This is a genomic window from Moraxella catarrhalis, assembly GCF_001632285.1.
GTDB classification, from domain to species: domain Bacteria; phylum Pseudomonadota; class Gammaproteobacteria; order Pseudomonadales; family Moraxellaceae; genus Moraxella; species Moraxella catarrhalis.
In genome coordinates this window covers 89744-111772 of sequence record NZ_LWAH01000014.1, presented here as the reverse complement: position 1 = coordinate 111772, position 22029 = coordinate 89744, and the positions used below count along the sequence as shown (strand labels likewise).

20 protein-coding genes and 3 tRNA genes are annotated in these 22029 nt (G+C 41.0%); 11 read left to right on the top strand and 12 right to left on the bottom strand.

Features of this window, described 5'->3' with window-relative positions; translation table 11 throughout:
- The first annotated feature begins 65 nt into the window (after positions 1 to 65).
- Both gatB and A4U55_RS05730 read left to right on the top strand, forming a co-directional pair.
- Entirely contained in the window at positions 66 to 1538 is a 1473-nt protein-coding gene (gatB, locus tag A4U55_RS05735) for an Asp-tRNA(Asn)/Glu-tRNA(Gln) amidotransferase subunit GatB (protein WP_003663158.1), read from the top strand.
- A gap of 214 nt (positions 1539 to 1752) precedes the next feature.
- Positions 1753 to 1829: transfer RNA gene (locus A4U55_RS05730), tRNA-Pro, on the top strand.
- A 270-nt stretch (positions 1830 to 2099) separates the two neighbouring features.
- Here A4U55_RS05730 and A4U55_RS05725 read toward each other — a convergent pair.
- Positions 2100 to 2624 carry a c-type cytochrome gene (locus tag A4U55_RS05725; RefSeq protein ID WP_003663156.1) on the bottom strand — a complete coding sequence of 175 codons (525 nt, stop codon included), beginning with the start codon at positions 2622 to 2624 and terminating at the stop codon, positions 2100 to 2102.
- A 628-nt stretch (positions 2625 to 3252) separates the two neighbouring features.
- The gene (locus A4U55_RS05720; protein WP_003657008.1) at positions 3253 to 3927 is read right to left on the bottom strand and encodes an OmpA family protein; all 675 of its coding nucleotides are present in this window, start codon (positions 3925 to 3927) and stop codon (positions 3253 to 3255) included.
- Between the two features lie 355 nt (positions 3928 to 4282).
- On the opposite strand from A4U55_RS05720, the gene A4U55_RS05715 reads away from it, so the two are divergent.
- The 5 genes from A4U55_RS05715 (at position 4283) to minE (ending at position 8653) form a co-directional block, all read left to right on the top strand.
- The gene (locus tag A4U55_RS05715; protein WP_003658641.1) at positions 4283 to 5239 is read left to right on the top strand and encodes an acyltransferase; all 957 of its coding nucleotides are present in this window, start codon (positions 4283 to 4285) and stop codon (positions 5237 to 5239) included.
- Positions 5240 to 5420: 181 nt separating this feature from the next.
- Positions 5421 to 6464, top strand: a complete 1044-nt coding sequence (locus A4U55_RS05710) for a hypothetical protein (protein WP_003657010.1) — start codon at positions 5421 to 5423, stop codon at positions 6462 to 6464.
- Positions 6465 to 6622: 158 nt separating this feature from the next.
- A complete protein-coding gene (minC, locus tag A4U55_RS05705; RefSeq protein ID WP_003657011.1) occupies positions 6623 to 7405 on the top strand; it encodes a septum site-determining protein MinC in 783 nt (260 codons plus the stop codon).
- A 154-nt stretch (positions 7406 to 7559) separates the two neighbouring features.
- Positions 7560 to 8375: a septum site-determining protein MinD gene (gene minD, locus A4U55_RS05700; RefSeq protein WP_003657013.1), complete on the top strand. Its 816-nt coding sequence runs from the start codon at positions 7560 to 7562 to the stop codon at positions 8373 to 8375.
- Between the two features lie 2 nt (positions 8376 to 8377).
- On the top strand, positions 8378 to 8653 hold the full coding sequence (minE, locus tag A4U55_RS05695; RefSeq protein ID WP_003657015.1) for a cell division topological specificity factor MinE: 276 nt from the start codon (positions 8378 to 8380) through the stop codon (positions 8651 to 8653).
- A gap of 162 nt (positions 8654 to 8815) precedes the next feature.
- On the opposite strand, the gene rpsU is transcribed toward minE, so the two are convergent.
- Entirely contained in the window at positions 8816 to 9031 is a 216-nt protein-coding gene (rpsU, locus tag A4U55_RS05690; RefSeq protein ID WP_003657016.1) for a 30S ribosomal protein S21, read from the bottom strand.
- A gap of 398 nt (positions 9032 to 9429) precedes the next feature.
- Positions 9430 to 10926, bottom strand: a complete 1497-nt coding sequence (gene putP / locus A4U55_RS05685; protein ID WP_003657018.1) for a sodium/proline symporter PutP — start codon at positions 10924 to 10926, stop codon at positions 9430 to 9432.
- Positions 10927 to 11400: 474 nt separating this feature from the next.
- On the opposite strand from putP, the gene A4U55_RS05680 reads away from it, so the two are divergent.
- The 3 genes from A4U55_RS05680 (at position 11401) to hemN (ending at position 14317) form a co-directional block, all read left to right on the top strand.
- Positions 11401 to 12072, top strand: a complete 672-nt coding sequence (locus A4U55_RS05680) for a 50S ribosomal protein L25/general stress protein Ctc (protein ID WP_003658644.1) — start codon at positions 11401 to 11403, stop codon at positions 12070 to 12072.
- 76 nt (positions 12073 to 12148) lie between these two features.
- Positions 12149 to 12721: an aminoacyl-tRNA hydrolase gene (gene pth, locus A4U55_RS05675; protein WP_038519056.1), complete on the top strand. Its 573-nt coding sequence runs from the start codon at positions 12149 to 12151 to the stop codon at positions 12719 to 12721.
- Positions 12722 to 12907: 186 nt separating this feature from the next.
- Positions 12908 to 14317 carry an oxygen-independent coproporphyrinogen III oxidase gene (hemN, locus tag A4U55_RS05670; protein WP_063454116.1) on the top strand — a complete coding sequence of 470 codons (1410 nt, stop codon included), beginning with the start codon at positions 12908 to 12910 and terminating at the stop codon, positions 14315 to 14317.
- A 20-nt stretch (positions 14318 to 14337) separates the two neighbouring features.
- Here the strand turns inward: hemN and A4U55_RS05665 are convergent, their stop codons facing one another.
- The 3 genes from A4U55_RS05665 to A4U55_RS05655 all read right to left on the bottom strand — a co-directional run bounded on the left by A4U55_RS05665 (position 14338) and on the right by A4U55_RS05655 (position 15369).
- Positions 14338 to 14889, bottom strand: coding sequence for an RDD family protein (locus A4U55_RS05665; protein WP_003663155.1), 552 nt, complete (start codon positions 14887 to 14889; stop codon positions 14338 to 14340).
- A gap of 197 nt (positions 14890 to 15086) precedes the next feature.
- A tRNA-Arg gene (locus A4U55_RS05660) sits at positions 15087 to 15163 on the bottom strand.
- A gap of 114 nt (positions 15164 to 15277) precedes the next feature.
- Positions 15278 to 15369 (bottom strand) — tRNA-Ser (locus A4U55_RS05655).
- A gap of 234 nt (positions 15370 to 15603) precedes the next feature.
- Between A4U55_RS05655 and A4U55_RS05650 the strand changes: the two genes are divergently transcribed.
- The gene (locus tag A4U55_RS05650) at positions 15604 to 16401 is read left to right on the top strand and encodes a hydroxymethylpyrimidine/phosphomethylpyrimidine kinase (protein ID WP_003657026.1); all 798 of its coding nucleotides are present in this window, start codon (positions 15604 to 15606) and stop codon (positions 16399 to 16401) included.
- 61 nt (positions 16402 to 16462) lie between these two features.
- Here the strand turns inward: A4U55_RS05650 and A4U55_RS05645 are convergent, their stop codons facing one another.
- The 5 genes from A4U55_RS05645 to ppx all read right to left on the bottom strand — a co-directional run bounded on the left by A4U55_RS05645 (position 16463) and on the right by ppx (position 21966).
- Entirely contained in the window at positions 16463 to 16954 is a 492-nt protein-coding gene (locus A4U55_RS05645; protein WP_237049740.1) for a YggT family protein, read from the bottom strand.
- A 107-nt stretch (positions 16955 to 17061) separates the two neighbouring features.
- Positions 17062 to 17907, bottom strand: a complete 846-nt coding sequence (gene proC, locus A4U55_RS05640; RefSeq protein WP_003658648.1) for a pyrroline-5-carboxylate reductase — start codon at positions 17905 to 17907, stop codon at positions 17062 to 17064.
- 126 nt (positions 17908 to 18033) lie between these two features.
- A complete protein-coding gene (tilS, locus tag A4U55_RS05635; protein ID WP_063454115.1) occupies positions 18034 to 19389 on the bottom strand; it encodes a tRNA lysidine(34) synthetase TilS in 1356 nt (451 codons plus the stop codon).
- Positions 19390 to 19483: 94 nt separating this feature from the next.
- Complete coding sequence (locus A4U55_RS05630; protein WP_003657031.1) at positions 19484 to 20281, bottom strand: acetyl-CoA carboxylase carboxyltransferase subunit alpha; 798 nt, start codon at positions 20279 to 20281, stop codon at positions 19484 to 19486.
- Between the two features lie 134 nt (positions 20282 to 20415).
- Positions 20416 to 21966: an exopolyphosphatase gene (gene ppx / locus A4U55_RS05625; protein WP_003660952.1), complete on the bottom strand. Its 1551-nt coding sequence runs from the start codon at positions 21964 to 21966 to the stop codon at positions 20416 to 20418.
- Between the last annotated feature and the right edge of the window lie 63 nt (positions 21967 to 22029).

Below are 22029 nucleotides of genomic sequence, written 5' to 3'. Positions count from 1 at the left end.
GCTTTGGCACAAATAAAGCATATTAATAGAAATGATATTAATAGATTGAATACAGAGAGCACATTATGACCCAACAAGCCCCCCTAATTGATGGCTATGAAGTTGTGATTGGTATTGAGATTCATTGCCAATTAAATACTGACAGCAAAATCTTTTCAAACGCCCCCACCGTCTTTGGGCAAGAACCAAATACCCAAGCCACCATTGTAGATTTGGGCTTTCCTGGGGCGTTGCCTGTCTTAAATGCAGGCGTGATTGAGCGTGCCTTAAAATTTGGCATGGGTGTCAATGCCAAACTTGGTACTTATAACACTTTTGACCGTAAAAACTACTTTTATCCTGACCTGCCCAAAGGCTATCAAATCACGCAAATGGCAAATCCCATTGTTGGCGAGGGCTATATTGACATCCTTGTCAATGCAGGGCAAAAGGATGAATACACCAAACGCATTGGTATCACACGGGCTCACCTAGAAGAAGACGCTGGCAAATCGGTGCATGATGCTGTACCACAGATGACGGGTGTGGATTTGAACCGTGCAGGTACGCCGCTCATTGAGATTGTCTCTGAACCTGACATGCGTTCGGTTGATGAGGCGGTTGCTTATGTCAAGACCATTCACGAACTGGTTACATGGCTGGGTATCAGTGATGCCATCATGGCAGAAGGCTCGTTCCGTGCGGACATTAATGTGTCGGTACACAAGCCAAACACGCCCTTTGGTACTCGCTGTGAGCTTAAAAACCTAAACTCATTTCGCTTTATTCATCGTGCCATTAAATCCGAAATTGAACGCCAAATTGATGTCATCGAAGACGGCGGAAAAGTCGTGCAAGCCACACGCCTATATGACCCTGAGCGTGATGAAACTCGTGCCATGCGTACCAAAGAAGAAGCCAATGATTACCGCTACTTTCCAGACCCTGACCTGTTGCCTGTCATCATATCAGATGAGACACTTGCCAAGGTGCGTGCCGATATGCCAGAGCTGCCAAGCGTACGCAAAGAGCGATTTGTGAATGAATTTGGCTTGACCGCCTATGATGCCAATGTACTAAATGGCAGTCGTGAACTGTCGGATTATTTCTTGCAAGTACTTGATATCATTGGCAAAAATAACGCCAAAATCGCAGCAAACTGGGTCATGGGTGAGCTGTCAGGCTCACTGAACAAAAATGAGCTGACCATTGACCAATCACCCATCAGTGCCAAGCGTTTGGCAGGGCTGATTGTGCGAATTTTGGATGATACCATCAGCGGTAAAATCGCCAAAGAGGTGTTTGGTCATCTGTGGGAGTCTGACAAAAGTGCTGATGAAATTATCACCGAAAAAGGACTAAAACAAGAGACCGACACAGGGGCAATTGAAGCCATCATCGTCGATGTACTTGCCAATAACCAAGCCATGGTGGATGAATACAAAGGCGGAAAAGAAAAAGCCTTTAATGGACTGGTCGGACAAGTGATGAAAGCAAGCCGTGGCAAGGCAAACCCCGCTCAGGTCAATGCGTTGTTAAAACAGATGATTGGAGCGTAATTTAAGCTTAAAATCTAAGCTTAATTTCATCGTACTTAAGTTTCGTTTTATGTCACACCAAAGGCGAATAATGATCCTTTGGTGTGGCACTTGTTTTGATAAGCACATCTACAATCGCCATAGGGCATAATTTTTTGATGATTTTACTTTAAGATCAAAAAACTTATAAATTATCTTGCAAATTCCCAAAAATCAGTTAAAATATAAAAGATTACGGAATGTAGCGCAGCTTGGTAGCGCACTTGCATGGGGTGCAAGGGGTCGTAGGTTCAAATCCTATCATTCCGACCAAATATTATTTTAGGGTGTCCATTTCAGTGCGACACCCTTTTTATTTTTAATGCTTTTAGCCTTTTTCTTATCCTAATGGTGTCATTTACTCCCCATTTTTCTAAATCCAATGAAATCATTAGTATCATTTGTTATCTGATTTTATGATATCAACAAGGGGTAAAAAATGCTCACCGATACGCAAATAAAAGAGCCTCAGCCGTCAGCATTCTCATAAAAGCACATGATTAACATTAACCATGTGCTTGTTTTAGATTGACTCAATGGGGTTTATTTGGCTTGCTCAAGTATATAATTAACCGCCGCATAAACCTCAGATTCTGCTACATCGCCAATCGCTTGGGCTGGCATCTTGTTAAATCCTTTGGCAGAGTGCGCCTGTAATGTTTCCAAACCTTTTTCATCTAGGCGTTTTTGCCATTCAGCTTTGTCAGTGATTTTTGGTGCTTCAAGCAAGCCTGCATCATGACATACTTTACAAGTCTTTTCATAGCGAGCTTTACCCACCTCAATAGATGCAGCTTCCACTGGTGCATGACTTGTAGTAACATCAACTGGCTCAGTCACTTCCGCCACTTCAGGGGCGTCTTGGGTCTCTGCCGTCTCAGGTGTTGCTTGAGTTTCAACACTTGGTTCAGGCTGAGCTGGGGCAGGCTCACTGGTTGGTGTGCTTGGCTGGGTTTCATTAACAGGTGCAGGCGTGGATGTTGAATTATCGCTGCCACATCCTGTCAACCAAAGACCCAAACACAAAGAAAAAATAAGTGGCTGTACTTTTAGTTTTTGGTGTTTCATATTTGCTCCGATACAGTTTGGTTTGCGCTTTGCAGTTAACTTGGTTTGATCATTTAACTTGGTTTGATCACCAAATTTAACTCTGCTTTAGGCTGACTATGAGTGCTGGATGCATCTGTGATAGTTTATTACCATCACATCAATATTTTAACATATTTAATAGTAACAACAAATGATATTTTAAATAAATCATGTGGAATTGTCATGCCAAATCATAAAGCCAAGCAACATCCCATTCACAAGATAACAGCCCATAACCTAATGAAAATAAGAAACCCATAACTATTAGAAAGTCAATCAAAATAAAAATACGGTTAAAAATATGGTTGTGATATAAGGTTGTCCAATTTTTTATTTTAACTATTTTTTATCAATAAAATTTAATTATTGGTAGATAATCATTAAAATTTAATTATCAAATTAAGCCATACCGACCTTTGATAACATTTTAAACCTTAAAAATAAAAACCGCCAAATCCACATTTGACGGCTTTATCCCAAATAACTTGCAACCACGATACTCACGATACTAAGATTTTATACATTCATATTGTGTATATTCGTATGATGGTTATCTGTATCTCATTCATTAACGCTATGTTATCTTAGTCAGATAAGCCAAGCATTTTTACATACCCTGCGGTGCTAAAATCATCAGCTCAACACGGCGATTTTGAGCACGACCTGCTTCGGTTGCATTCGATGCAATCGGTTGTCGTATACCATACCCCACTGTCTGAATACGATATGGATCAACGCCTTGATTAATCAAGTAATAACGCACTGAATCCGCTCGACGCTCAGACAGCTCTTGATTATAAGCCGCTTGACCCGTTGAGTCTGTATGTCCTACAATGACAATCGTTGTTTCATGATACTGATTCATCGTATTAGCCAGCTGGTTTAAACGACCCAAAAATGCACTGTTTAAAGTATCGTCATCATGAGCAAAAGTAATATTACCTGGCATAGTTAGATTAATATTACCCGTGTCGGTATCGTGGGTTACAGTCACGCCCGTTCCTTGCATTTGTTGCTCAATCTGCTTTGCTTGACGCTCCATATACGCCCCTGCTGCTGCACCAACTGCCGCCCCCAAAATGGCATCACGACCTGTTTTTTCGCCACCAGTTGCTTTTGAAATGGCAGTACCGCCAAGTGCACCTGCCACAGCCCCAATCACCGCCTTATTGACATTAGCACCACCAAATCCTGTGCCATTGCCAGTTGTGCCTGTATTTGCACAACCTGCCAAAGCCATACTTGATGCCAACAGCACAACACCCAATGCTTTAATTTTCATAAAAACTCCTTTTGCTTTTGGCTAACCAAATGTGAAATTATTATAAATTCTAAGATTAGAAAATATTTCTGCATCTAAATACAAAATGTAAGTTGATTACTTACTTATATTATGAAATATTATGAGCAAAATTTCTTACTTATTTGTATAATAACTGTAGCACAGATGTGCACTTTTTATTATTTTTAATCAAAAATGCATAGTCAACGATAGATTACCTTTGTTAATTTTATGCATTTTTCAGCAGTTTTTGGTAAACTGTTCTTAATCATGAAGCTTTTTTCAAATTTAATCAACTCTTATTAACTTTTATCGATACTGTCAAATGATATGCATCACTGTATGTAGGTAACTCATGATAAACTCTCGCAAAATGCTGCCCTTATTTAAAAAACTGCACACCAAGCAACCGAAACTTGCCCAGAAACTTTCACTACTCACCAACGCAAGTGCCATTACCGCCAATAGTTTGGCATTGGGTGTACCTGTCATTGGGGCGGGCTTGGCTAAGACACTCACTCGCTCAAAATTAGCCGATCAAACCATCATCACAGCTGCCAATCGCTGGATTCATACCAATAATTTGTTGATTGATAAGGTCTTACCTCATAAAGATTGGCGTATTTTTTTACCCAAAAATTTAAATCCCAATGGCAAATATCTGCTAATTTGTAATCACCAATCTTGGGTAGATACCAGCATCATTCAGTATATCAGCGAAGGTCGGCTGCCCATCACCCGATTCTTTGCCAAGCATGAACTGATTTATATCCCAGTTGTTGGTCAAGCCTTTTATTTTTTAGATTTTCCCATGATGAAACGCCATACCAAAGCACAAATTGCCAAAAACCCTCAATTGGCTCGCCGTGATTTGGATGAAGCATTACGAGCTTGCCAATCTTTGAAAAATAAGCCTTTTGTCTTACTCAATTATTTAGAAGGAACACGCTTTACTGCTGAGAAACACACCAAGCAATCCTCTCCGTATAAGCATCTGTTAAGACCTAAGGCGGGTGGTTTTGCACTGGCTTTATCCAGCCTTGGTGATGAGATTGATGGTATTTTGGATATGACTTTGGTTTATCCAGACGGCGCACCGAAATACAGCGACCTTTGGTCAGGTAAACTGACACGGCTATCGGTAGATATTGAATTTATCAGCCCAAATGATGAGTTATTAACAGCACTTAAACATGGTGAATACGATACCAATCAAACCATCAAACATGCACTTTATGCTTGGCTTGATGAAATTTGGCAAGCCAAAGATAAAAAAATAAGTCAAAGACTGGCGGAATTTCATCAGTCTTAATTAAACCATAAACAAAAGTCCACCACAAGATATGGTTAAAATATATTTTAACAAAGGTGGGCTTTTTTAATACTTCATTAAAAAAGCCTGTTGTGCTTATTTTGGTTGGTTTTTGGTTTTGGTTTGGATAAAATACATGCATCACCTCTTTATTGACCCATGCAATTGATTAGGTAAAACCATGAAAGCGCCCCCAAATAATGCCAAAGATTTTGAAGAATTTGGCACGCCACAACAAGCGGACTTGCCAAACGATGCCATTCCGTTTTATGGCACTCAAAAATACAGCGACCACCCACCTAGCCGCCTTAAGCTTGGCTATGATATTGTCATGTTGATATTATTATTCATCGATTTGATTTTAATGATCATTGACAATATTTTAATGAGTGGTTTTGCACTCAGTATTGCCAATTGGTTGACGATATCACAGGCTGTAACAACCTATCAAACCGATCATCACTTGCATATCTCTGCACTTGGCGGATTTTTTACATTATTTTGGATAATGGATTTATTAGCACGCTGGAGTTTGGCGATTTATCAAAAAACTTATTACCGCTGGTTTTTCTTTCCATTTGTGCATTGGTATGAGGTTTTGGGCGTATTTCCTGCGTTGCGTGCGTTACGACTTTTGCGAGCTGCAGTCATTACCAAAAGATTACACCGATTGGGTATTCAGGTTATTCCCAAACGCTGGGTAGATTCTGCCAAATTTTATTATCATCTTTTACTTGAGGGGCTGTCTGATCGGGTAATTTTGACAGCAATTGATAATTTTCGTGCCCAAATCGCTCGTGATGGTGCTGGGGGTGCTAAAGTCATTCACCAGACCATTGAGCGTAATCGTACCCAAATTGAGCTTGCCTTACTCACCTTATTGCGTAACGAGTTGACGCCCAAATTACAATCCGCTCTTTTGGCAAATCACGGTGAAAAACTTGCCATTGATATTGGGCAAGCCGTAGAAAAAGCACTCACCAACACCCCTGAATTACACAAATATCTAAAACTCATCCCCATTGCAGATGGTATGATAGAATCACAAATTCACACCATTGGCAATCAAATCGGGCAAAATGTCACCACTGCTGTCAATCGTCATTTGTTTGACGATATAACACTAGATACTCTATGTCATCGATTGCCCATGGTGTTGCCCAAATTGATGCCTCTCGTCCTGAGATTCAGATACTCATTGCCGAGATTATTGAAGCGGTGCTAAATTATTTTGAAGAACAAGTTAAAACTCAACAATATCACCATAAAAAACAACTGCCCATTTGAAACTGGCGTACTTTTTTCATTTTTTAAAAAGTGCTACAATGGCAAATTAAGCCAATCCTTTCAATTCAGGCATTATTTTTATAAGGCATCATTCTTATGACCCAAGCCGTCACTTTATTTGGTAAAATGCTAACTTTCAGTCGCCTAAAAGTCCATACCGATGACTTAACCGAGATTCGAAAGGATTTGATGCAAGTACTCAGCAACAATCCCATTGCCAGTGGCTTGCCGATTGTGATTGATAGCACGGTAAATCTTGAGCTGGATGCACTCATTGATATGCTTTGGCTGATGGATGTGCAGCCCATCGGTGTGGTGAGCGGTCCTTTAGATAATCAAGCACGAGATCTACGCTTGGCAATCTTTCCTGCTGATGGTAAACGCATTGAACGATTGCCAAATACCGAAGACAAATCAAATCCCAATCAAAGCGGTACAGTGCCTGCACCCAACTATGACACTGACAAACCCATCTCAGCTGCTGCTGTAAGTACTCAGCAAGGTTCCACGCTATCAACCGCTCAAGATAATCATCGCTCATTAGTGAGCGGCATTCATACACATATGTTGCGTTCAGGTCAAAGCCTACAACACTTAGGGGGTGATTTGACAGTCATTGGTGGCGTCAATGACGGTGCAGAAGCCATTACGGATAACAGTTTGCACATTTATGGGCGTGGTTTGGGGCGACTTGTTGCAGGTGCAACGGGTGATAAAGAAGCACGCATTTTTTGCCAAAAATTTAATCCATCTTTGGTGTCAGTTGCAGGTACTTATTGCTTGCGTGATGCCATCCCAAGCGAGATGATTGATCAGGCAGTACAAGTTACTTATGATGAAGCACAAGGATTGGTATTCACCCTACTAAACCAGCTATAAGTACCAATTTTTTGGATAATTTTATCCAAATAATTACTCATGAATTGATGAAAATTCCTAAATATGCTATGCTAATAATATGTTAAATTTGGGTAAATTTGTGCGTTGATTGTATCATCGCTGTTTGCTTTATCTTATTTTAAGGAGTGCCATTGTGGCAAAAATCGTTGTAGTAACTTCAGGTAAGGGCGGTGTCGGCAAAACCACCACCAGTGCATCATTTGGTGCAGGGCTTGCTAAGCGTGGCTTTAAAACAGTCATCATTGACTTTGATGTCGGTTTGCGTAATTTAGATCTAATTATGGGTTGTGAAAATCGCATCGTCTATGACTTTGTAGATGTGATCAGTGGTAATGCCAAGCTTGCTCAAGCCTTAGTCAAAGACAAACAATTTGAAAATCTATACATTTTGCCTGCATCGCAAACGCGAGACAAAGACGCTCTGACCGATGAAGGCGTGGCTAAAGTCATGAAAGAGCTGGCAGATGATATGAAATTTGATTTTATCATTTGTGACAGCCCTGCGGGTATTGAGCGTGGTGCACAGCTTGCGATGTATCATGCTGATGAAGCACTCATCGTTACCAATCCTGAAGTTTCATCGGTACGAGACTCTGATCGTATCATTGGTATCCTACAAAGCCGTACCAAAAAAGTAGAAGATGGTGGTAGTGTGCGTGAGCATTTGGTTATCACTCGCTACAATCCACAGCGTGCAGCCGAAGGTGAGATGATGGATTATCATACCATCGCCGATGAAATTTTACGCGTGCCTCTGATTGGTATCATTCCAGAAAGTAATGCCGTCTTAGAAGCTTCAAACCAAGGGCAACCAGTCATTCACTTTACAGATTCCGCTGCTGGTCAATGCTATGAAGACATTGTTTCTCGTTTTTTGGGTGAAGATGTGCCACTGCGCCACCTAGAAGTGAAGAAAAAAGGCTTCTTTGAACGCTTATTTGGAGGCTAGTCATGAAAAAAGGATTTTGGAGTTCGTTGTTCGGCAATCAATGCGGTCCAAACAGTGCCGATATTGCCAAAGACCGCCTAAAAGTTATCGTTGCCAGCCACGACCGACTCAATACTCGCTTGACTGCTGATCGCATTGAGCAGATGAAGCGTGAAATCTTAGCCGTGGTCAATAAGTATGTTAACGGTGTTAATATTGACGACCTTAACATTAATCATCGTCATGAAGATAACTTGGATATGCTTGAGATGAACATCAGTTTACCTGATCGCAAGTAGCAAATAGATTGATTGAATAAAAACGCAAAGTCTTATGCTCTGCGTTTTTATCTTGATAAGGCTTAAATGATTAAATCTTATTTAGCCAACAACTAAAATAAAAAACCCTAGAATAATCTAGGGTTTAATCTTTATTGCAGATGCAGTCGAGCAGTACAATAATTAGTACTTACGCTGATGACGCACTTGCTCACGATAGACTTTTTTCTTATAGCGTTTAACGGCAGCCGCTTTTTTACGCTTACGCTCTTGCGTAGGTTTTTCAAAGAATTCTTTTTTACGAACATCCGCTAGCACGCCAGCTTTTTCACAAGCACGCTTGAAGCGACGGATCGCAATATCAACTGGTTCGTTCTCTTTTACCTTTACTGAAGGCATAGGTTACTCCATATTTAAGACAGGTGGCATCAATCTGGCTGTATTATTCGCTATATAGCTCCGTTGTCTTGGGACGGGCATCAGCTCAAATCGGAAAAAAAATAAACCCATTCACCCTTTGGTGATATGGTCTGTTTTATCAAGACAGACAAAACAGCGAAAATTATACATGAATATTTATAAGAAAACAAGGATTAATTGCAGTCATGTTTAATATGGTCTAATTTTTTGTCAATAAATACTTATTTTTATTATCATTCACACTGTGACAATATAGGCAACATTGATTAATTTCAACCCATTTTCACCATTCAAACCGATTGAGCTAACACACAGTTTAAAAAGTTAAACACTACTTGATCATCAAATAAGCAAGTAGTGTTTAATAATGACAAAGACTATTTTAGCCCCTTTTCCATATCCTCAAATTTTTGAACAATATAAACAGGCGGCGGTGCTGTCATCAGACTTACTGCAATGGTTGTCACCAAACTAAAAGCAAAACCGGGTAAAATTGAATAAATGGCATCATTAGCTGGCTGACCGCCAATCTCAAAACCACCATACACCCAAATAATCACCGTCAAGGCACCCACAATCATGCCAGCCAAAGCACCATTTCGGTTCATACGCTTCCACATCAGGCTTAAAATTACCAATGGACCAAATGCTGCCCCAAATCCTGCCCAAGCATGTGATACCAAATTTAATACTGAACTGTTGCTATCGCCTGCCAACATAATCGCAATGATCGCGACTAAAACAACCGAAATACGGCCAATAAGCACTTGGCGTGCCTCTGAGGCTTGTTTATCCAAAAATAACTTATAAATATCTCGTGTCAGTGAACTTGAGACCACCAGCAATTGGCTTGAGATGGTACTCATAATTGCTGCTAAAATTGCCGCCAACAAAAATCCTGAAATCAGCGGATGAAACAGCACTTGTGAAAATACCAAAAAGATGGTTTCAGGATCCTTAAGCTCTATACCTGTGCGTGCCACATAAGCAATCCCTGCCAAGCCAACCATCAAAGCACCAATTAGGCTTAAAATCATCCAGCCCATGCCAATCACCATGGCAGTCGGAACATCTTTAACTGAGCGAATTGCCATAAAGCGTACAATAATGTGTGGCTGACCAAAATAGCCAAAACCCCATGCCATCAAAGAGATAACACCCATGACAGTCACGCCATTCATCCAATTAAAGACCTCGGTATTTGTCTGTGTGGCAATCGCCATCGCCTCAGACACACCACCAATCTCGCCAAATGCTACCACAGGTACAATTAGCATGGCGATCAGCATAATGACGCCTTGGACAAAGTCAGTTAATGACACTGCCAAAAAGCCGCCAAACAAGGTATAAGCCACAACAACGCCTGCTGTTACCCACAAACCCATGCTATATGATAAATTCAATGAGCTTTCAAACAGTTTACCACCAGCCACCAAGCTGGCTGCTGTATAAACCGTAAAAAATAAGATAATGACCACCGCCGACATGATACGCAAAAGATGTGATTTATCATGAAAACGATTTGAAAAATAATCTGGTAAAGTAACAGCATTATCTGCAAGCTCGGTATAAACACGCAAACGCGGTGCAACAATCAGATAATTAGCACAAGCACCAATGGTCAGACCCAGTGCGATCCAAATACTTACCACGCCTGAAGCGTACATGTATCCTGGCAAGCCCAGCAAAAGCCAGCCTGACATATCAGACGCACCTGCAGATAATGCAGTTACAGCAGGACTTAGATTGCGTCCGCCAAGCATATATCCTTCAATGTCATTTTTTTGTTTAAAATAAGCATAAATTCCGATTGCAATCATCAAAATAAAATAGACAGCCAACGAAATCCATACACCTGTTTCTACAGATTGCATGGTCAATCTCCTTTTGATAACCAGCCTAGCGCATGTTATCATTTTTAATAAAATATATTGGTTGAAATATTAAAAATACATACACAAAGTATATGTATATTCACATTATAACATGAAAATAACAAATGATTATCATTTGGCAGAATACCATCAATATTTATTCACTTAATTTTAATTAAATGACCAAACTGCCCATTTGTTTTGTTTGCAATCGGTAATCAAATTCAAACTTTCTCATAAAATGATAATCAACCCCCTATCGTTTGATGACTTTAGGGAAATGTTATAAGTAAACCATTAAAATCCTTTAAAAAAGATTTGTTAATTTAAAAAACTTAGGTATAATATTATGCTTATTTTATTTTGATTATCAAAGTATGATCAAAATGATAAAACGCCCATTTGGGCATCACTTGGCGAGCTGGTCGCAAGCTCGTCTGACATTTGACATTTATCTATCCAAAAGGATCTTTCATGAGCCAATTTACTTTAAATGGTGTTGCGCGTGCTGAATCGCAGCAGGGTAAAGGTGCGAGCCGCCGCCTGCGTAAAGACAATCTTGTTCCAGCAATCATTTACGGTGGTAATGATGAGGCTGTGGCCATCTGTGTTAAAACCAACGAAATCGTTAAAGCCTTGTCTAACGAAAGCTTTTTTTCTAGCGTTATCACCATCAATCTAGATGGTGCTGAGCATGAAGTTATCATCAAAGCACTTCAACGCCACCCATCAAAAGGCTTTCCATTACATATCGATTTTCAACGCATCGTTCGTGGTCAAACCATGAATTTCAATGTGCCTGTAAATATCATCAATGAAGACAGCTCTGTCGGTAAAAAAGAAGGTGGTATTCTTACAATCTTGGTGAATGATATCGAAGTGAATTGCTTACCACGCAACCTACCAGAAGCCATTGAAGTTGATGTAGCAAACCTTGCCATCGGCGATTCTATTCATCTTAGCGATGTCACACTGCCAAATGAGGTAACTTTGGTGACGCATGATGAAGCTGACCTAAACCGTACCATCGCTACCATGCAGCCACCTGCTGTCATTGAAACTGCTGATGATGCCGAAGCTTCAACCGAAGAGACAACAGAAGCAGAAGTAGCACCAGCTGACGCTGAAGAGACTACCGAAGAGTAACATACACTCTGATAGTTTAAAAACCAGTAACTTGCTTACTGGTTTTTTCATCACATACCAAAAATAGGTAAGCAAAATGGGCATCAAATTAATTGTAGGGCTTGGTAATCCTGGTGTACAGTACCAACAAACACGGCATAATGCAGGCTTTTGGTTCGTTGAACAGCTTGCCGATAAATTTGGTATTCGGTTGATTTTTGATAAAAAATTTTATGGTCAAGTGGGGCGTGGCACGATTCACAATCAGGAAGTACGCCTGCTATTGCCCGAAACTTTTATGAACCGATCAGGGCAGTCTGTTGCACCTTTTACTAAATTTTATGGCATTCATCCAGAAAGTATTTTAATCGCACATGATGAACTTGATATTCCAGTTGGTAGTATTAAACTAAAAACAGGTGGTGGTCATGGTGGTCATAATGGCTTAAAAGATATCGTGCCACATATTGGTGCTGATTTTCATCGATTGCGTATTGGTATCGGTCGACCTATGCACTCATCACAAGTCAGCGGTCATGTACTTAGCAAACCTTCTGCTGATGACCGTATCAGCATTACAGCTGCTATTGATTGTGCCGTTGCCTCAATCCATGAAATTATCTTAGGCGATATGGAGCGTGCACGCAATCAAATTAATGGCTTTAGATAATACAAACCTACCAATCTTACCAATCCAGACTTGGTATATAAGCACATCAAATCCGCCTAATATATTCATCGGTACTCCATTTTAATGGCGGATACAGCAAAAAAGGATTAAAATCCCTGAAAAATTTGTGGATTTGCGTTATAATATGTCTATTGATTCATGTTAAATCACCCAAAAAGGATAGTTATGACCACGCCAAATCCTTATGCCCATCGTACCGCCCAGCATTTTGATGGTATCCGCTATGATGAAGCTTTAATCCAAAAATACAATCGCCAAGGTCCACGCTATACTTCCTATCCAACAGCCCTAGAATTCATGCCAATCGAACAAGGCGTTGAAGCTCAAATTTTAGTAAACCGAAATCCTGCCATACCATTATCTTTATATATTCATATTCCGTTTTGTCATCATTTGTGCTACTACTGTGGCTGTAATAAAATCATCACCAAAAAAAACAGCGATGCAGGCGATTATTTGACCTACTTATTTGCTGAAATCCGCCAAAAAAAATCTTTATTGCGTGGTAAGACTTGGGTCAAACAGTTACATCTTGGTGGCGGTACACCCACTTTTTTGAGTGATGATGAACTCATCACGCTTTGGGATTTTTTGCATGAAGAGTTTTTATTTGCTGATGAGGGTGATTTTTCAATCGAAATTGACCCACGAGAACTACGCCCAAATACCTTAAAAATTTTAAAAGATTTGGGGTTTAATCGTCTAAGCTTTGGCGTGCAAGACTTAGATAAAAAAGTACAAATTGCCGTCAATCGTGTACAATCGCTTGAGTTGATTCAAAATGTCATGCAAGAAGCACAAGCACTAGGCTTTAGCTCAACCAATATTGATTTGATTTATGGACTGCCACATCAAACACCTGCCAGCATGAATGCTACCATTGAACAAATCATCAAGCTTTCGCCAGACCGTCTTTCGGTATTTAATTACGCACATTTACCCGAACGATTTTTTGCCCAAAAACGCATTTTGGAAGCAGACCTACCCAGCCCCACCGATAAGCTAACCATGTTTGGCAATATCATCACATCGCTTGGTAATGCAGGCTATCAATATATTGGGATTGATCACTTTGCCAAGCCAGATGATGCCATGGCTATTGCACAACGACAAGGTAAGCTGCATCGTAACTTTCAAGGTTATGCAATCTTAGGCGAGTGCGATTTATTGGGTTTTGGTGTCAGTGCAATCAGCCAAATCGGCAAGCATATTTTGCAAAACCCAACGGCATTGGTCGACTATCAAGCCACTGTTCTTGCCGATACACTGCCCGCCATCAAACACATCCAAAGTGATGATAAAGATGCACTGCGTCGCCATGTCATTATGAATCTTTTATGCCATGATTACATGAGTTTTGAGGATTTGCACGCACGATTTGACATCGATGCCAAAGAATATTTCGCCAATGAAATTAAAAACCTACAAGATATGCAAACCGATGGTTTGGTTCAAATAGATGAAGATGGCATCACAATTTTGCCCAAAGGTCGAATCTTAGGACGCAGCATTGCGATGGTGTTTGATGAATATTTAGGCAAAAAACACACCAATCGTTTCTCAAAAGTTATCTAGCTTATCGTATTCAGACAAAATTAAAGACGATTTTTGCGGCGTTTGATGGTTTGCCATAGTGTTTGATGAGCAATTTTTGGTACTTTTAAGGTGATGGTATTTGACAACATATCATGCACCGCAAGCCCTTGACGGTTAAAAAGACAAAATAAGAAATTAAACAAAAACCCCAAGACTGTTGCTACCAAAATGGCAAACTTTGAGCCATGTAAAAGTGCCCCCAATAATGCACATAACGCAGGCAAAAGGCAAGCACTGATGATACGCACAAAACTTTGACGCCATGTTAAAAGTCCACCTTGATCATTGACGGTTTTTAATCGCCATGTTTGCATGCCCAGCGTTTGCCCTGATTTACGCCAAAAAATGCCATAAAACCCCACCAAAGTTAAGACAAATGATGGTGTCATAATTGCATTTTTATACCAATCTGGTAAAGTTTGGGCCTCTTGAGAACTTGTTCCAATCTCCAAAAATAGCACCGTACCCAAAACCGCCAATATCGATCCAACCAAAAATAACATTGCCAAAATCAGCATACCATCATAAATAATGGCAACCAAGCGTACCATAGGTTTGGCAACGGTAGGTTGTGATGGGGATGTAGAGACTAAATGAGAAGCGTTTGGCATGATTGATATATCAAAAAGAATTTGGGCTATTGTATCATGATTTAAATTTAGATGCATAAACTGCATGACAAAGCAAGACAAGCAATAGCTTACAAATAAAAAATCACCGAATTTATCATTCGGTGATTTTTATCATATGGCACACCCGGAGAGATTCGAACTCCCGACCCCTTAGTTCGTAGCCAAGTGCTCTATCCAACTGAGCTACGGGTGCAAGTTCAACTGAGATATTCTGAATATCTTTCGTTGTGGCGGCTATTATACAGTGATTATTTTGTATGTCAAGCACTTTTTTAAATTATTTTCCAAAAATTAATCAGAAAATAAATGGCGGTGAAGGAGGGATTCGAACCCTCGATACCCGTAATTAGGTATGGTTCCTTAGCAGGGAACTGGTTTCAGCCACTCACCCACTTCACCGAACTTAGGCTAGATAAATTGCTAAATTTATTTGGTCATCATACATATCATAGATGATGGTTTTGCCTGTCGTTGTGGGCAATGATTATATCAAAATTACCAACGATTGCAAGCGATTTTGATAAAAATATGAAAAAATTTTGTAATTTTTACCAAAATCTTAGAAAATTCGCCCAATTTATCAAAAATTTGCTACCATATTCAATGATTAATTATAATCATGAGAGATAAACCATGCAAATCCATCAAATGCGACCGACAGTATTATGTTTTTCAGGACTGGACCCATCAGGCGGTGCAGGTATCCAAGCTGATATTGAATCAATTGGTGCTTCAGGTGCTCACGCCGCCATTGCCTGTACTGCCCTAACCATACAAAATTCTCAAAAAGTATTTGGCTTTGAACCTGTTTGTCATCAGCTGCTAAAGGCACAAGCGCAAGCGGTGCTAGACGACTTGCCTGTGCGTGCCATCAAATCTGGCATGATGGGAACGCTTGAGAATATCATTGCCTTGACCGAATTGTTCGAAACTTGTACCATCAAACACATCCCTTATGTTTTGGATCCTGTTTTGGTTGCCAATTCAGGTGGCATTTTGGGCGATGTGAAAACTTTAGCCCAAGCCTTTAGCCGTCTATTGCCCTACGCAACGCTCATCACGCCAAATACTCACGAAATCCGAGCATTGAGTGGGCAACAAGATTTACATGATGCTGCCAAAGCATTAAATGACCAAGGTGCAAACGCTGTACTGGTCAAAACCTCGCATGATTTTAATACAGGTGATATTGAACAATTTTTATACATAAATGGACGCATCCATCATACCAGCATTGTACCTAGATTGACTGGTGAATTTCATGGATCAGGATGCTCATTAGCCAGCCATATTGCAGGGCGTTTGGCGATGGGCGATGACATCATTGACGCCATTACAGCGGCCGATGCTTGGATTCACCAAACACTTATCCATGCCGACAAACCTCATCAATCTGATAATACCCAGCTTATCCCAAATCGTTTTATTTAACCAACTCAATGCTTAGCCAAAATAAAAACAGGGCAATTTGCCCTGTCTGAAATCCCCTAATTTATCCGCCCCAAATGTAGCTGCCAATAATGCCAATAAAATTTTCAAGCAGCAACAAACTAAATAGTGCTGCCAAAAATGATAAATCAATCATGCCAAGATTGGGGACAAAACGGCGAAATGGTGCGACTATCGGCTCGGGTAACTGCATCAAGACAAACATCACACTATTATTAATATTTAAAAATACAACAAGCAAACTACTGATTGCTGATGCAATCATGGTATAGCGAAGCAGTTGTAAAAATTTCATGATACCGCTTAAAGAACCAATAAAAAACAGCTCAATGGCAGTCATGGATCTACCCAAGATGATGGTATTAGCGGCAATGTTAATAAAATACAAAAGCAACATCAAAACCACAGCCGCTAGACTGATACGCCCTTTACCCATCGTTGGGAAAATGCGTGCAAACACATCCACCACGCCAGTCAAGCGATAAGCTGCTCGTGCTATCGGCATGTTGGTATCAATTTGGGCTAATTGAATCATGAAACGCACAAATATAAGCATCAAAGCAAAGTTGATGACCATATTGATTAAAACAAAAGACATGGAGTTCATAATATAAATCCATCATGGATAAAATTGACGACGGTTTAGTCCGCTTGGCTGAATGTTTGCCCAAGCTCAAAGCTGCGGTCACTACATGCCTGCATAGCACGGGCAAAAGCATCGCCCACATTATCATGATATAAGCTATCAAGTGCAGCAGCGGTCGTACCCCCCTTAGAAGTTACCTGCTCACGCAAAACGGCAGGGTTATTTTCTTCGGCCAATGCTGCTGCCCCCCGCATACTTTGTACTGCCAAAGTATGTGCATCTTCTGGTGATAACCCCATTTCTACCGCCTTGGCAATCATATTTTCAAGCACATAAAAAAAGTAAGCGGGTGCTGAACCTGCCACTGCTGTTACGGCATGTAACAAGGATTCATCTTCCACCCAAGACACCTTACCTGAAGCTTGCATGATATTTTGGGTCATTAAACGCACCTCATCACTCACATCAAAAGCATAAAGTCCAGATGCACCAAAGCCCTTACTGGCAGGTAGGTTTGGCATACAGCGTACGATTTTATCGTAGCCACCCAGCATATGTGATAACGCCTGAATCGACAGCCCCGCTGCGATGGATAAAACGGTTTGTTGCTGCAAATAAGGTGCTATACTGCCAGCAACTTGATGCATAATTTGTGGCTTGACTGCCAAAACCACAACATCAGCACCCTCGATAATCTGATGGGCATTATCAGGATTGGTTGCTATCAACCCTTTATCACGAAATTTGGCTTGTTTATCGTCATCGCTGTCTGAGACGCACAATGTCAATGCCAAATTATGCTGATTTTTTGCTTGCAAAAGACCATCAATAATCGCATGTGCCATATTGCCGCCACCAATGAAACTGATGGTTTTACCATTAAGCATACTAAAATCTGTCATAAGTTTTCTCCGTAATTTTTTAGGGCTGAGTGATTTTATCTTACAATCATACCAATAAAAACCACCAGTACCGTTTTATCTTCAATACATCAGTGAAATAACTCAGCTAAGGGTTAATTTCAAGGATTAATCAGGTGCATTGTACACCATTCGCCCTATTGGTGCAAAACTATCCAAACGCTGACCACTGCTCAAATCCCACACCATCATCGGTGCAATCAAATATGGATGACCTTGATGATTAATTTTCCATAAGCTGTCTCTTAGCCAAAATGGTATGCGTAATTTTTGAGCCAATTTTTTGCCTTTATATCTATGTTTACCAATGTTTATCGTATCGGTTTTGGTGATTTTTTGGATATCATCAATTTTAGCCATCAAGATAAGTTGACAACGGCCATCATCAGACAAAATCCAGCCTTGGCTACTTGGTTTGGTATGCCCTGATGTACCAAACAATGCCCAAATATCCGCACGATAACGATATAAACAGTCATCATAACAGCACATCACATAAGCCGCCTGTTCAGCTTGCCACACAAGCTGGCTACTGTGATCATTATCCTGTCGGCAAATCATCTCAATAACCTGCTGGGTCAACTGATGGCTTGGGGGCAGTGCTTCATCTGCCTGCAACCAGCGGTGCAGTACTAAGGCTTGCTCGGATTTTGATAAATTAAGAAAGTCTTTAATGCCAAGCACTTGCTGATAAGGCATTTGGCTGGCAGGATGATCCAAAGATGTCAGCAAAGTCTCCACTTGCTGATCCACCATGGTGGATGCCATTGATAGCAGGCCAGCTGACCGAACGATATTCTCAACCGCCTTAGGATTGAGCGTCAAAAGATGCGGTAAAATGTCTTGGCGAATGCGTCCACGAGCATAAGCAGGATCGGTATTGGTGATATCATCCACATAAGGCAGTGCATGGGCTTTTGCAAATTGACTGATCTGATTTCTAGATATCTTAAGCCAAGGTCGCCACAAGGTGATGGTTTTGGCTGCCTCGTCTGTATGCACAGTTTTGGCTTGCCAAACTTTCATACCTGACAGTCCTTGCAGCCCTGCACCCGAAACCAGCCGCATCAGTACTGTTTCGGCTTGGTCATTTGCATGGTGAGCAAGCATCAGTACATCACCTTGGTTCATGACCAGGCCAAAGGCTTGATAGCGTGCATCACGGGCATGCGTCTCACTATTTTTTGCCAAAGTTATCCGTAAAATTTGACAATCAAATCCATGCTCAATCGCCCAGCGATGAACCAATTGCATCCAAGCATCATTTGCCGCCTGCCAACCATGATGTACATGTAATATGGTGGGCAGCCTTATTATTTTACCTTGTCTATATAATAAGAAACATGCATAAGCCAAAGCCAAGGAATCCCTACCGCCACTACAAGCAAGATATAGCTTAGCATGAGCAGGCAATGCCAATTCATCAAAAGCACTCGATAAGCTTGTCAAAATATCATCAGTCATAAGCTTCACCAAATCCAATAAAAAACAAGGAGCGGCTTACTCCTTGTTTGTTATGATGTTTATATTTATGATAGTTATAATAATAACTTTAAATTTATAGTGATACTTTTGAATTAAACTGCATCAAACGCTGATACCGCTGTTCAAGCAGCTCATCAATTGGCAATGCGTGTAATTCTGCCAATTGTACTGTCAATAGGTTTTTTAGTGCTGCCATGACAGGTTCAGGTGCTTCATGCGCGCCCACACCTTCACTGACAATCTCATCAATCAGCTGCAATTGATACAAATTGGTTGCATTGAGCTTGAGTGCTTCTGACGCATCGGATGCTTTTTCAGCCGTCTTCCATAAGATAGATGCACACCCTTCTGGAGAGATGACCGAATAAATGCTATTTTCAAGCATATTAACCCGATCTGCCACACCAATGGCAAGCGCACCGCCTGAACCACCCTCGCCGATCACTGTCGCAATGATTGGCGTTTTTAGACTGGAAAATACTGCGATACTTTTGGCGATTGCCTCAGCTTGACCCCGCTCTTCGGCACCAACACCAGGATACGCACCTTGAGTATCGATAAAAGTAAACACAGGCAAACCAAAACGCTCCGCCAACTGTACCAAACGAATGATTTTACGGTAGCCTTCAGGGTTTGCCATACCAAAATTATGGGCAATACGCTCACGAGTGCTACGGCCACGATGTTGACCAACAACAAGTACAGGCTGACCATTAAATCTTGCCAACCCACCAATAATAGCACGATCATCAGCAAACGCTCGATCTCCATGCAATTCATCAAACTCATCAAATAATGAATCGACATAATCTAAGAATAATGGTCGCTTTGCATGTCGTGCTAACTGTACGCTTTGCCAAACTTGACTCATAGGATACTCAATAAACTGTACAAATGTAAACTGATATTTAGTTTAGCACTTTTTTTAGGTCTCGTCATCTGTTTTATCTGAAATTTGTGATTTTTCATCAAATCAGCTTTCATTGATTTATAATTCAAGGTGCCTCAGCCAGCCACCTCTAATCGCACACCCCATTTGGCAAATTGTGCCACATCTTGTTCTAACTGTGTGATGATTAACTCTTTATGTAGCCCCTCACCGACGGTTACCTGCCAATGATCTGGTGTGACACTATATAAGTCAAGGGTGGCTGCCTTGGTGGTGCGACTTTGGCTAGATTGAGCTGCCAATCGCAAAATTAAGCACAGATACACCAATTTACACCCACCTAAGTTTTCAACGGTCTCTCGTGCATCGGCTTTTAGTTTGCGGCGGTGATGTCGTGCGATTTGGGCCATCATGGCTTGACCCACTTGGGAAAACCCTGCAATATCTGAATACTCAAGCAAATATGCACTATGACGCTGATAATTGCTATGCCCAACTGCCAAACCAATTTCATATAAATTGGCTGTGCGGCGTAATAAATCAGCATCTTCATCATCTAAACCCAACGCCTCTTTCACATGATGAAATAATCTGGCAGCGCGTGCCATCACCCGCCCTGCTTGTTTGGTATCCACCGAATACCGCTGTGCCATTGCTGCTACTGAACGATCACGCACATCTTCTGAATTTAGCCGACCCAGCATATCATACATCACCCCCTCTCTGAGTGCCCCATCTGAATAGCCAAGTTCATCAATCTTTAAAGTTTGCATAATCTCAAGCAGCTGTGCCACACCTGCAGGAAAAACAGCTTGGCGATGTGCTTTAACACCATCAAAATCAATCTTATCAACACTGCCAAGCTTAATCAGATGCTTTTTTAGCTTTTGCATACTTTGGATTGTGATGCTCTCACCGCCAAATCCAAGCTCCGCTAAGACCAGCCTCGCAGCTTTAATCGTACCTGATGAGCCAATCGCATTATCCCAACCAACTTTTTGATAGCGTTTTGCAATCGTCAAAAGCTCAGAGCGTGTGTGCTTGGCAGCTTTATCAAAGGCACGCTCGGTGATTTTACCATCACCAAAAAATTTTTTGGTATAAGATACACAGCCCATTTGCAAAGATTCCATCTCGATTGGCTCAAATCCTTGTCCGATGATAAACTCTGTTGAACCACCGCCAATATCAATCACAAGGCGTTTATCCGTACTGGCATTAGAATGCGAAACACCCAAATAAATCAAACGAGCTTCCTCACGACCTGAGATAATCTCAATCGGCTTTGGTAAAATCTCATTGGCATACTGTATAAATTCGGCCGCATTGACCGCTTTACGAAGGGCATTGGTAGCAACAATACGCAGTCGACTTGGCTGCACCTCGGTGATATGCTGAGCAAATCGATGCAAACACTCAATACCCCGTTGCATCACCTCTTTGGACAACTGATTATTATCATCCAAACCTGCTGCCAACTGGACTTTTTCGGAAATGGAAGCAACTTTTCGCACCTCGCCATGATCTAAGCGTCCAATTGCCAAGTGAAAACTGTTTGAACCCAAATCAATCGCACCAAGCAACTCATCACGACTGATGGCAGCAGCATGGATGGCGTTGGCAATTTGTTGGTGGCGATGGTCATCATCTAAAATGGCTGATTGCATGGCAAATCCTTGGATAACATTTTTGATAAATGGGGTTATTTTACGACAGATGGCGGCTTTTAT